This is a genomic window from Prevotella sp. E9-3 (assembly GCF_022024015.1).
GTDB lineage: Bacteria > Bacteroidota > Bacteroidia > Bacteroidales > Bacteroidaceae > Prevotella.
Genome location: NZ_CP091786.1, coordinates 1,865,391 through 1,878,604 on the forward strand (window position 1 = coordinate 1,865,391; position 13,214 = coordinate 1,878,604).

At 40.3% G+C, this 13,214-nt stretch carries 11 protein-coding genes; 2 read left to right on the forward strand and 9 right to left on the reverse strand.

What is annotated here, in order from left to right:
• Positions 1-94 precede the first annotated feature (94 nt).
• The 3 genes from L6475_RS06850 to L6475_RS06860 are packed head-to-tail and all read right to left on the reverse strand — an operon-like array spanning position 95 to position 4,240.
• Positions 95-1,711: a S41 family peptidase gene (locus L6475_RS06850; protein ID WP_237823949.1), complete on the reverse strand. Its 1,617-nt coding sequence runs from the start codon at positions 1,709-1,711 to the stop codon at positions 95-97.
• Between the two features lie 50 nt (positions 1,712-1,761).
• Positions 1,762-2,190 (reverse strand): dCMP deaminase family protein, encoded by a 429-nt coding sequence (locus tag L6475_RS06855; RefSeq protein WP_237818447.1) that lies wholly within the window; start codon positions 2,188-2,190, stop codon positions 1,762-1,764.
• A complete protein-coding gene (locus L6475_RS06860) occupies positions 2,165-4,240 on the reverse strand; it encodes a M3 family metallopeptidase (protein WP_237818448.1) in 2,076 nt (691 codons plus the stop codon). The genes L6475_RS06855 and L6475_RS06860 overlap by 26 nt, the downstream gene beginning before the upstream one ends.
• Positions 4,241-4,392: 152 nt before the next feature.
• Between L6475_RS06860 and lysS the strand changes: the two genes are divergently transcribed.
• Entirely contained in the window at positions 4,393-6,180 is a 1,788-nt protein-coding gene (lysS, locus tag L6475_RS06865; RefSeq protein ID WP_237818449.1) for a lysine--tRNA ligase, read from the forward strand.
• A gap of 30 nt (positions 6,181-6,210) precedes the next feature.
• Positions 6,211-7,206, forward strand: a complete 996-nt coding sequence (locus L6475_RS06870) for an NAD(P)H-dependent glycerol-3-phosphate dehydrogenase (RefSeq protein WP_237818450.1) — start codon at positions 6,211-6,213, stop codon at positions 7,204-7,206.
• A 39-nt stretch (positions 7,207-7,245) separates the two neighbouring features.
• Here the strand turns inward: L6475_RS06870 and L6475_RS06875 are convergent, their stop codons facing one another.
• From L6475_RS06875 to L6475_RS06900, 6 genes are all read right to left on the reverse strand, one after another.
• Positions 7,246-8,235: a LuxR C-terminal-related transcriptional regulator gene (locus tag L6475_RS06875; RefSeq protein WP_237818451.1), complete on the reverse strand. Its 990-nt coding sequence runs from the start codon at positions 8,233-8,235 to the stop codon at positions 7,246-7,248.
• A gap of 75 nt (positions 8,236-8,310) precedes the next feature.
• Positions 8,311-9,291, reverse strand: coding sequence for a zinc ribbon domain-containing protein (locus L6475_RS06880; protein ID WP_237818452.1), 981 nt, complete (start codon positions 9,289-9,291; stop codon positions 8,311-8,313).
• Entirely contained in the window at positions 9,275-11,104 is a 1,830-nt protein-coding gene (locus L6475_RS06885) for a U32 family peptidase (protein WP_237818453.1), read from the reverse strand. Before L6475_RS06885 ends, L6475_RS06880 begins: the two co-directional genes overlap by 17 nt.
• Positions 11,101-12,018, reverse strand: coding sequence for a homoserine O-succinyltransferase (gene metA / locus L6475_RS06890; protein WP_237818454.1), 918 nt, complete (start codon positions 12,016-12,018; stop codon positions 11,101-11,103). Before metA ends, L6475_RS06885 begins: the two co-directional genes overlap by 4 nt.
• A gap of 10 nt (positions 12,019-12,028) precedes the next feature.
• Complete coding sequence (locus tag L6475_RS06895) at positions 12,029-12,784, reverse strand: PP2C family serine/threonine-protein phosphatase (RefSeq protein WP_237818455.1); 756 nt, start codon at positions 12,782-12,784, stop codon at positions 12,029-12,031.
• Positions 12,785-12,803: 19 nt separating this feature from the next.
• Positions 12,804-13,067: an FHA domain-containing protein gene (locus tag L6475_RS06900; protein ID WP_237818457.1), complete on the reverse strand. Its 264-nt coding sequence runs from the start codon at positions 13,065-13,067 to the stop codon at positions 12,804-12,806.
• Positions 13,068-13,214: the final 147 nt, after the last annotated feature.

The following is a 13,214-nucleotide window of genomic DNA, read 5'->3' on the forward strand; positions in this document are numbered from 1 at the left end:
ATATTTATACTTTATAATAGTATAGCCCGAGAAGGTATGATTCAACTCTCCTTCTCGGGCTAACTGTTTTACGATAAAACTCATGTAAAAAATCTTATTCTTTCTTTGGAAACGCTTCGCCATCTTCAAATACCTTCAGCGTGCGAAGAATTGTAGGATCGCCAGCATTCAGATATTCAATCCAAGGCTGTTCATCCAGTACATTATAGATAAGACGGCTAATGAGAAAACGTTGTAGCAGATTGTAAGAACGCTGAATGAGCAGATTGCGTCGCTTCAATCCCTGACGGTCGGCATAGGCAACAAATTTCTCCACAATATTTTGGCGTTTCAGATATTTCTCCAAAGAAATTCGGTCGGTATAGGCTGAAAGTTCTTGACGATAATCATCGGTATAATCGTAGCAGAACTGAAGCACAAGACCTGACATGGTAGCCTCTTTATAATATGATGTATAGGCTGTCGTATCTTCACCCACAAAGATATCAGGTGTGATACCACCTCCTCCATATACTATGCGTCCATTGGTTGTTTTATACTCGCGGCCAGTATGCTTAATACTATCCTGCGAGAAGAATTCACCATGCTGATAGCGCATCATCAAGTCTTCCTCATAGTTCTTGTCCTGCCCATGAGTATAGGGTTTCTGAATACATCTGCCCGAGGGCGAATAGTAACGGGCAATCGTGAGCCTAATCATAGATCCATCGTTGAACTCGATAGGTTGTTGGACAAGACCTTTACCAAACGAGCGACGCCCCACAATAGTTCCTCTGTCATTATCCTGAATGGCACCTGCAAGAATCTCACTTGCTGAAGCTGACCCTTCATCGATAAGTACCACCAGTGGGATGTTCTGATAACTGCCACGACCATCAGAGCGATATTCCTGGCGAGCAGAACGGCGTCCTTCAGTGTAAACAATCAAACGGTTCTTTGGTAAGAACTCATTGGCTATCTGTACGGCTGAACCAAGATAGCCACCTGTATTGCCGCGAAGGTCTATAACGAGATTTTCAAAATCGTCCTGAGACAACTGAGCCAAAGCGATAAGCAATTCTGGATAGGTGTTTTCACCAAAATTTTTGATGCGTACATAGCCTGTTTTCTCGTCAAGCATATAAACTGCATTCACGCTCTTCATGGGAATCTCGCCACGGGTCACTGTTATATAGCGAACACCTTTAACTCCACGACGCACGATGCCTAATTTAACCTTTGTGTCCTTAGGTCCTTTAAGACGATGCATAGCCTCTTCATTGGTAAGATTTTTACCCACGAAAGCAGAATCATCAACTTCGATAATCTTATCACCGGCCAACACGCCTGCACGATCGGAAGGTCCGTTCTTAATCACATTCTGTACGCGAAGCGTGTCTTTTCGAATCACAAACTCAATACCTACACCCGAAAAAGAACCACGCAGGTCGTCCTCGGCTATCTGTTTGTCTTTTGCCGAAATATAAACCGAATGAGGATCTAATTCAGAAAGTAATTGAGGCATAGCTTTCTCTACCAAATCATATATGTTGACCGTATCTACATATTGGTCATCGACTATATGTAGCAAGTTGTTCAGCTTGTTGGTACCTGAATTGATGATGTTGAGTCGGTTGCCCCCAAAATGGTTGGCATAGAAAGTACCAATCAGAATACCTACAGCTGCGCTCAATGCCAACCAAAGCGGAGAAAAATGTTTTTGCTTATCCATAGCTCTTCAATATAACAATTACTCTATAAAAGAGAAGAATTCCTTAAATTTTAATCATTGCCAAGGTAAACAACTTCAATACCAGCTCTTTCAAGCAAGTCGATGCCATCGGTAAGCCGATATTTCTCACCGTAAACCACACGTTTAATGCCTGCCTGAATAATGAGTTTGGCGCACTCAATACAGGGTGAAGCTGTAATGTAAATGGTTGCACCATCACTATTATTATTGGAACGTGCCAGTTTCGTTATAGCATTGGCCTCGGCATGTAACACATAAGGCTTTGATACATTATTCTCGTCCTCACAGATATTTTCAAAACCTGTTGGAGTACCGTTGTAACCATCGCTGATGATCATTTTGTTTTTTACGACCAAAGCCCCTACTTGCCTTCTCTTGCAATAGGAATTCTCTGCCCAGATGCGGGCCATACGCAGATAGCGTTCGTCGAGTTTAGTTTGTTTTTCGATTGAGTCCATTTCTTTCCAGTAATGCATCAATGGTAGGTTCACTACCACGAAAACGTTTATATAAAGTCATTGGATGTTCAGTTCCTCCCTTGGACAAAATATTTTGTCGGAACCGGTCGGCTGTCTTTTGGTCAAAGATTCCATTTGCCTTGAACACACTAAAGGCATCCGCATCGAGTACCTCAGCCCATTTGTAACTATAGTAACCTGCAGCATACCCACCAGCCATGATATGCGAGAATTGTACTGTCATACAAGTGTTAGGTAATTGCTTGCCAAGAATGGCCTTTTTCCAGGCTTTCTTCTCAAAAGGAATAATATTCGCATTAAAGGGTTTCTTTTGGGTATAGTAAGCCATATCCAAAAGACCGAAGCTTACTTGACGTAAACAGGCTGTAGCTACCATAAAATTGCGACTTTTCATTATTCGATCTATTAATTCGTCTGGCAAAGGTTCGCCTGTCTGATAATGAAAAGCAAAAGTACGGAGAAACTCTTTTTCCACAGAATAATTCTCCATAAACTGAGAAGGTAGTTCTACAAAATCCCACCAAACATTGGTACCGCTAAGACTTTCAAAACGAGTATTAGCAAACATACCATGCAAAGAATGACCAAACTCGTGAAGGAAGGTTTCAACCTCACTTAAAGTAAGTAAAGCAGGTTTGTCAGCCGTTGGCTTACTTAGATTCATCACCACACTCACGTGAGGACGAACATTTTCTCCTTTTTTATCAATGAACTGCCCCTGGTATTCAGTCATCCAGGCTCCTCCTTGTTTACCTTTACGTGGATGGAAATCTGCGTAGAACACAGCCAAATAAGAACCATCCTTATCAAACACCTCGTAGGCTTTTACATCTGGGTGATAAACAGGTATTTTCTTATTTTCCTTGAAAGTAATACCATAAAGGCGGTTGGCAAGGCCGAATACTCCATCTATTACTTTCGACAATTCAAAATAAGGACGAAGCATCTCGGCGTCAAGATTAAACTTCTCCAATTGAAGTTTGTGAGAATAGAACGCTGAATCCCAAGGTTTCATCTGATACTTTTTCCCCTCCATTTTCTGCGCCATCTTTTTTAGTTCCTCGCGTTCTGTTTCGGCTGTAGGAAGATAGGCATCAATAAGGTCATAAAGTAGTTTATAGACAGACTTCGTGTTACCTGCCATACGACGCACCAACACATAATCGGCGTAAGTCTTATAGCCTAACAATTGAGCTATCTCACGGCGTAGATTTATGAGTCGCTTACATATTTCCAGATTATTTTCTGAATTGTCGTGCGTACACATAGTGTTGCGGGCCATATATAGCTGTTCTCGTAATTTGCGCTGAGTACTATATGTCATAAAGGGAGAATACGAAGGATAGTCGAGAGTAAAAATCCATCCGTCCTTGCCTTGCAAACTAGCCTCTTGAGCAGCTGCAGCTATAGCACTATCGGGAAGACCGTCTAATTGCTTTTCATCAGTAATATGTAAGACAAAGGCTTTTGTTTCTTTCAATAAGTTCTGAGAAAATTGGAGCGATAGCATTGAAGCCTCTTCGGTAAGTTTACGAAGTTTCTCTTTACCTTCAGCATCAAGCAAAGCGCCACTACGCACAAATCCCTGATAAGTGTTTTCGAGCAACATACGCTCTTCAGCTGTAAGTTTGCGATGATGGTGATGAACATATTTTATACGTTCAAAAAGCTTCTCGTTAAGACGCACATCATTTGCATGCTGAGTAAGAATGGGTTGCATCTTCTGTGCCAAGGCATCCATTTCATCGTTTGTTTCGGCCGATAAAAGGTTGAAGAAAACGGTAGATACTCTATCCAACAAATCATAATAGCCCACTGAGTCATCATCTTTATCAATTATGGTATTATCGAATGTCGGCTTGGCTGGATTGTTAATGGTTTTCTCAATCTGTTCGTTATCACGACGTATTCCCTCCATAAATGCTTCTTCAAAATCCTCCAAACGAATACGATCGAAAGGCACTACATCGTGAGGAGTTCCATAAGGAACGAAAAAGGGATTTATTCTTTTTTTAGATATTTCGTTCATTGTAAATTTAGCTTTCTCTTTATAGCGTGCAAATTTACGAAAAAAATCTTTTACACATACACCAATTTATAATATTTAAGGAAGCAATCTATTGTAAAATCACATTTTTTGTATATCTTTGCAGCCTAAAAGCAAAAAATAACATCAATTATATGAACGTTTTAGAACTTAGCGAACAAGAGATTCTCCGTCGTCAGTCACTCGACGAATTACGAAATATGGGAATTGATCCCTATCCTGCAGCAGAGTATCCTGTAACAGCATGGAGTACAGAAATCATTAATAATTTTGTGGATTTACCAGTCATCGGAAAAGACGATGAGGGAAATGATGTACGCGAAACTCCAACACCTGAAAATAGCCGTATGGTAAGTATTGCTGGCCGAATCATGAGCAAAAGTATCATGGGAAAGGCTGCATTCGCTAAACTTCAGGATTCTAAAGGGCGCATTCAGGTTTATGTTCAGCGCGATGCCATTTGTCCAGGCGAGAACAAAGACCTTTACAATATTGTTTTCAAGAAGCTCCTCGATTTAGGAGATTTCATCGGTGTAAAAGGCTATGTATTCCGTACAAAAACTGGTGAAATTAGTGTTCATGTAATGGAATTAACCGTTCTAAGCAAAAGTCTTAAACCACTTCCAGTAGTAAAGACTGATGCCGACGGCAAGGTTTACGATGCATTTGATGATCCTGAATTACGCTATCGTCAACGTTATGTTGACTTAGTGGTAAATTCCGGCGTAAAAGAAACTTTCCTGAAGCGTGCTACTATTATTCGCACTATGCGTAGCATCCTCGATGAAGCCGGCTATACAGAAGTAGACACTCCTATCCTTCAGAATATTGCAGGTGGTGCATCTGCTCGTCCATTCATTACTCATTTCAATGCCCTGAATCAAGACATGTACATGCGTATTGCTACAGAGCTCTACCTGAAGCGCCTTATTGTAGGCGGCTTTGAAGGTGTTTACGAAATGGGCAAGAATTTCCGCAACGAAGGTATGGACAAGACTCACAATCCGGAGTTCACATGTATGGAACTCTATGTGAGCTATAAAGATCTGTTATGGGGTATGACTTTTACAGAAAATATGCTGGAAAAGATTTGTACTGCCGTCAATGGAAAACCAGAAGTGGAAATAGATGGAAAGGTTATTTCCTTCCGTGCCCCCTTCCGCCGTTTACCGATTCTTGATGCTATCAAGGAAAAAACCGGATTCGACTGTGATGGTAAGAGCGAAGATGAAATTCGCAATTTCTGTTTGTCGAAAGGCATGGAGGTAGATGAGACAATGGGTAAGGGAAAACTAATTGACGAACTCTTTGGCGAATTTTGTGAAGGTACCTTTATACAACCAACTTTCATTACCGACTATCCTGTTGAGATGAGTCCTCTGACAAAGATGCACCGTTCAAAACCTGGACTTACCGAGCGTTTCGAACTAATGGTAAACGGAAAGGAATTGGCAAATGCATATTCAGAACTAAACGACCCTATTGACCAAGAGGAACGCTTCAAAGAACAGATGCGACTGGCAGACAAGGGGGATGATGAGGCTATGATTATCGATCATGACTTCCTTCGCGCTCTACAATACGGTATGCCCCCCACTTTTGGTATTGGTATCGGTATCGACCGTCTTGTAATGTTGCTCACTGGAAAGTTTGCTATTGGCGAGGTTATGCTATTCCCCCAAATGAAACCTGAGAAGAAAGCTCCACAGAGCAGTATTCAGGAATGGGCTGCTATAGGAGTGCCAGAGGATTGGGTTTACGTGCTGCGAAAAGCAGGTTTCTACCTTATCCAAGATATTAAAAACGAGAAATCACAGGGGCTCCAACAAAAGATTGGCGAAATCAACAAGAAATACAAGCTTGGATACGAAAAGCCTTCATTGGAAGAAGTTCAGAGTTGGATTGATAAAGCTCAGGCCTAAAATCTAAAATATCTAATTTCACACGCCGAAGTGTATAATTGTGGAAAAATAGCCATCATTGGCGGCGGTTCATGGGCAACTGCTATAGCCAAGATTGTGGTGGGACAGACTCACCACATAGGATGGTATATGCGACGCAATGATCAGATTGAGGATTTTCGCCGATCTGGTCATAATCCGTCCTATCTGACGAGTGTTCGTTTCAATATAGATGAGATTTATTTCGATAGCGATTTAAATCGAATTGTCCAATTGTACGACACATTGGTGTTTGTTGTTCCCTCGCCCTATCTGAAAAATCATCTGCGCCGACTGAAAACCCGTCTTAAAGACAAGTTTATCATTACGGCTATTAAGGGTATTGTACCTGATGAGAACTTAGTTTGCTCGGAATACTTTCATCAAATTTTTGATATTCCATATAACTACTTAGCCTGTTTAGGTGGACCTTCACATGCTGAAGAGGTGGCATTAGAGCGACTTAGCTATCTGACTGTAGGCTGCTTAGATCAAGAGAAGGCGCAGGCATTTGCTGACGTACTGACAAGTGGTTTCATCAAGACAAAAACCTCGACCGATGTAATAGGCATAGAATATTCTTCAGTGCTAAAGAATGTTTATTCAATAGCAGCAGGCATCTGCTCTGGTTTGAAGATGGGCGACAACTTTCAAGCTGTATTAATGTCGAATGCTGTTCAGGAGATGTCACGTTTCTTACAGAGCGTACATCCCATAGACAGAAACGTATATGATTCCGTTTATTTAGGTGACTTGCTTGTCACAGGTTATTCTAATTTCTCACGAAACCGCGTTTTTGGTACAATGATAGGAAAGGGCTATAGTGTAAAATCAGCCCAAATGGAGATGGAAATGATTGCCGAAGGTTATTTCGGCACGAAATGTATGAAGGAAATTAATCGCCATTTTCACGTAAACATGCCGATTCTTGACGCCGTTTATAATATTTTATACGAACGTATCAGTCCACAAGTTGAGATAAAACTTCTCACAGATTCATTCCGATAATAACGAATAAAGGCTCCAATGTTGGAGCCTTTATTCGTTTTATAATTTGACAGACGAGATATCAACTAATCCATTAATAATTGCATAAATAGTAAGACCTGCAGGAGAATGAATTTGTAACTTGCGGGCGATATTACGTCTATGAGTAATGACCGTATTTATAGAAATGCACAAATGATCAGCAATTTCCTTATTAGCCATTCCCTGCACAAGTGCCACTATCACATCTTTTTCACGGTCACTTAATGCTTCATTGGACTGACCATTTCCCTTAAAGACCATATCACTTATATTGCGAGTTACTCCATTCTGCTTAGTAAGTTGTTCAAGACGACGAATGGCTGGAACAAATATATAGTCTTCGACCATTGAATGCTGATAAAGCCACTGTTCGTTGTCGTATATATCATGAAGAGTAGCTGTAAGCATATTATTGTGAAGGCCATCGTTAGGGAGATACTTAATAATAAGCAGTTTTAACTCACGCAATTTCTTGTCGGCAGCACCATGATGCTTTGAGAATGTTTCAATACTGTATTCATTTGGAGTCTTACCAGCAAGTAAAGCACGAACATATGGGAAGAGTGTTTTTTGTTCGTATTGCATATGACGACGGATTTCATGAGAATACTCATCATAAAGTCTCAAGATGAGTTGCCCTAAAGAATCTTTCTCGTTTAAACACTCAGTTAGCTCTCGACGGATGAACGGTAACTGAAAATCAAGATAATAAGCATGACTAGCTTCTAAATAGTGAATTAGTGTAGGAACCGACAAACGTTCATCAGCGTAAACCTGTTTTTCATTGCTGAATGTACGCTCATATTCTCCACTTCCATTAATTGTAAAATTCACTACAGAGAGGAAAGTATAAGTATCAACACCGTTTGATTCACACGTTTCCTGTACTGTTTTATCGCCAAAACCAAGCTGAATGCCAAACGCTCCCAGCATCTGAAGCAAGTCATAATTATCACGTATGAGCGAGATCATCTTGTCGTCAGCTTCATACATTTTTTGATTCTTCATGAAGTAATTGTAATAGTTTCTGACTGCAAAATTAATCAATTAATATGGAAAATGGCACAAAAAAGTAACACATTATCATTCATTAACTGCTCCACAATAAGGACATTTTCCTAAAGTATGTAATTCGTGACCACAGCGTCCACAACGAAAAACGGTGCCACAGGTTCGGTAGTAACGCGTCAAAGCGAATACTAAATAGACAACATAAAGAAGGTAGCCAACGTAGTATAAAGTAGTAAGACTAAATAAAACGTAATTGACAGCACATACGCCTGCAAGACCTAAAAAATAGAAAAATGCCTCACCAAAAGGCAAACGACGCCGAACATCATCAAAAGTGGCAATAGCAACTATCACCATAGTCCACACTGAGGTTAGAAACAATCCCAAATGAAAAGGAACAGCAAAAGGATTCAACGTAGGGTGATAATAATAATGCCGCCAGGATTCAGGTGCAAAAAGTTGGATAGAACCATATAGCATGGCCGATGTAGCCACAAGTAAACACAATAACGTTGGATAAAAAGTCCCAATATCATTAAAATGAACCATCTTTGCTCCAAGCCTTAACAGTTTACGAAAAACAAATACTGCAAGCACAAGTACCAGCAGATATAGGAAAATGAGCAGATGAGTATCCGAGAAAAAGTCAATAAATTGAGATATTGGTGCATCTGGTGCCACTCCTTCAAGAAGTTGCTTTTCTCGAATCCAGCCAATTGTCGATTCGTCTCGTGCAACCTGAACCCATATTGAATCAATACTATCTGAAGGCATTGTGGTAATATCAGCCACCACTATATGATTGTTTCTTACTAAATGCAACGAATCTACATTCAGTCCATTAACATATTCTGTGGGATGCTGAGCAATAAGCAAAAGCGTATCAGTCTTAACAACAAAGTTGAAGTTCTGACTATAGTGATGAGTTGTATAGAAAGAAATTGAATCAACTTGTCTTTCCGTAAGACTCCACGCATCAGAAGTATAAGGGCCTTGATAATAACATGACACAAAGGTCAGAGCCAGGAATAATAGACTAACGACTTTCTGCATAAACATTCATCTGACAATTACGGCAATCAAACTCCAAAGGGAACTTTCGACCATCTGATAGTTGTAAAGACAAAGGCTCATGCCATTGTGGATGCTTACCTCCATTCTTCACACAATAGCCCAATGCGTATCTCAGACAATACCTACATTGCATAAGCAAAGGATGTGCAGGAACTTTTAGTTCAAAAGCATTTTCAGTATTTTCCAGACCTTTTGACCGATAGAAACTCTCTGAGCGTTTGTTCGATATATTATATAGGTATGAAAGAGAATATGTGGGAACTCTTACTCCATCCTTACACCTTATATTATTTATACGCGCACGCGTACGTTTGCTAAAAGCATCAATAGCCAAACGACGAAGTTCAGCAAGTCTGCTACTTGGTATGAAAAAATTAAAATCATCAGGCATACTTACATGTGAACATGTATATGGCGTATCCCCCAATTTCGTCAATTGCCTAACAATATTCTCACGTTGACTACTTTTTGCAATCTCATGAGGATGACTGATCGCAGCCATTTCATTTCCATCAATAAATAATGAGAAACCTTCTTGAGTCTCATGAAGAGCCATCGTTATAGGAATCTTTCTCTCAGCAGTAGGCTTTGACAATAATTGATCAAAATACTGATCCTGACTCCTATAAAGTTTCATTCCTGGTCTAAGTGCTTCAGGCATTTTAAGAGGATAAAGCATCAATTCAAGATGACCACTGAAATGCCTGCTTTCTACCCTATTCACTCTAAAGCCCTCCAACTGACGACGATCATTCATAAAACAAAGTCCGTCACCATTCACAAGTTCAGTCTTCCCCTCAACACTAAAAGCCCTTGTCCCTTTAACAGACTTTACTGTCCCGACATACTGTCCAATAGCTTTGGGTGTATCGAATGAAGAAATATCTGGCTGACGCCCGAATGCGAAATAATCAGTATAACCTCTATTAAAAGTTCTGTTTAAGTCAGGCTCAAACTGATAAACGCAACGACCTTTCGATAGCCTGCGATACAAATCTGGATGATTTGCAATTAAACGATTGAGTTGCTGACTATAGGCTGCAGTGACGTTTTTCACATACGTCACATCTTTTAGTCTTCCCTCTATCTTAAATGAGCAAGCACCTGCTTCTGCCAGTTTCTCGATATTAGCAAACTGATTCATATCCTTCAAAGACAGAAGATGACGTTGATTCTCAATCAAAGTTCCATCAGCATCAACAAGATCAAACTTCATTCGGCAAAACTGTGCACACTCTCCTCTATTAGCACTACGTCCAAAACAGTATTGAGACGCATAGCACAAACCTGAATAGCTTACGCAAAGGGCACCGTGAACAAACACTTCCAACTCAACTTCTGGAACTTTCTGATGAATAGTCCGAATCTCGTCTATAGATAATTCTCGTGCCAATACAACTCTTTGAAATCCGAGAGAGTGCAGCCATGCAACTTTTTCAGCAGTACGATTGTCTGTTTGAGTTGAGGCATGAAGCGGAAGAGGACAATTATCCACAAGACTCATATCCTGAACGAGAATTGCATCTACGCCAACTTGTTTAAGTTGGGCCAGCAAATCCTGAGTATCCAGCCATTCATCGTCATAAAGTATTGTATTGACAGTAACATATACTTTAGCATCAAACTGATGAGCGTAAATACACAATTGTTCTATGTCCTCAACACTATTGCCTGCTGCAGCACGTGCACCAAATCGAGAAGCTCCAATATATACGGCATCAGCACCATGATCAATAGCTGCTTTCCCACCAATTAAGTCTTTTGCCGGCGCCAGAAGTTCTAATGTTCTCATCCAATCTTTGTTATATCGTATGGAGTTTCCTGATATACGTAATAGTTTATCCAATTATTGTAAAACAAATTAGCATGAGCACGCCATGAAACAATCGGCTTATTATTTGGGTCGTTATTCAGATAATAATTGCGTGGAATCTCAACATCGTTACGTATATCCTTATCACGTCGATACTCATTATCAAGAGTATTGGGTGAATACTCCATATGCCCTGTTATATAAAATTCTCTACCGTTACGAGCCATTACAATACAAGCCCCACTTTCATCAGAGTCTGCAATAAGCTGTAGCTCAGGACAAGCAAAAATATCTTCCTTGTGAATTTCAGTATGACGGCTATGAGGCATCATAAACATATCATCAAATCCACGGAATATTGGCAGATGTTCTACTAATTTGCGCTGAGAGAAAATGCCAAACATCTTTTTCTGTAAAGGATACTTTGGAACACCGTAATGATAATAAAGACCAGCTTGAGCTGCCCAGCATATATAGAGCGTACTCGTTACGTGAGTACGTGCCCAGTCAAAGATCGTTGTTATCTCATCCCAATAGAAAACGTCTTCGAAATCCATTGTCTCAACTGGCGCACCCGTGATAATCATTCCATCAAACTTCTCATCGCGCATAGCCTCAAAGTCGCGATAAAACATCATCATATGTTCGATTGGAGTATTCTTGGGCGTATGGCTTTTCAATTTCATAAAACTGATGTCAAGCTGCAGAGGCGTGTTCGATAATAAGCGTATAAGGTCAGTCTCTGTAGTTATTTTAAGAGGCATCAGGTTCAGAATGACAATCTTCAATGGGCGTATATCTTGTGAATGCGCCCTTGTATCATCCATCACGAATATATTCTCTTTCTTGAGAATATCAATTGCAGGTAAAAGGTCTGGAAGTCTTAATGGCATGTTAAATGTATCAGTGGATAGAAGTTATGTTAGCCAAAATAACAGAAATATTATCTAGTCCTCCAGCTCGTTCAGCGGCTTCACACAGTTTCGAAGCAGTAGCACCAGCATTCAACATATTCTCAATATCAGAATCAGACAACATATCAGTCAATCCGTCACTACAAAGCATATAGGTATCACCTTCGGCTACATCGGCGGTAAAATCCATAATATCAATGAAACTGGTCTTACAACCACCGCCAATACAATTGGTAATGATATGTGAATGTGCATGCTGACCAAGCATATTACTAAGTGAATGATCTACTGTCAGCTGTTTCAGTTCTCCATTACGCAATCTGTAAAGACGACTATCTCCACAGTTCATCCAATAGAACTCATGACAATAAAAAACAAGTCCAACTAAAGTTGTTCCCATATTCACATACTGTGCATCGCTACGTCCCTTTGACTCAAGGATGTTGTTCATACTTGTCAACCACTCATAGATAGACTCATTAAAGTCACCGATGCTGAGACCTAAAGGAAGATCGTTGAAAAAGAACTGCAAATTGTGAAGTGTATCACTACTTGCTACTTCCCCTCGGTTATGACCACCCATTCCGTCGGCCAAAGCCAGTAGATAACGATCATCTGAAGAGAAAGAAGCTTTCAATTCTTTTGCATCATCGCGAATAAAATGGTCGCCCACAAGCAACATGTCTTCATTATTGTCTCTTACACATCCTACAATACTGGATGCAGAAATATTATACTCAATCATATGTTATTTAGTTTTCGTTCTATACAACTTTCACACTCACCTGCAGATTAACATTTGCAATAGTAAGAACATCGCCATCGCTAAGCGACATTTCAACATCAGGTTGTAGTACGCGTCCGTTCAATCGGGTACCATTGGAAGAATGCTTGTCTGTTATACTCCAGCCCGACCCAGCATTATATCGGAGCTGAGCGTGAACGCCCGATACATACATATTCCCTTGGAAATAGTGTGAATAGGGTCCTTGTTTTCTTCCAATCACTGCACCATTTACACCTTCCATTCGTATATTTAACGAAGTATTGAATAATGAAAGTGACATGATAGACGAAGATGCGTTTGACATAGGACGCATAGAAACAGACGGACGTGCAGACAAAGACATAGCTGCTTGAGGCCCGACTGAAATGGATGTCGAATAAGACGTACT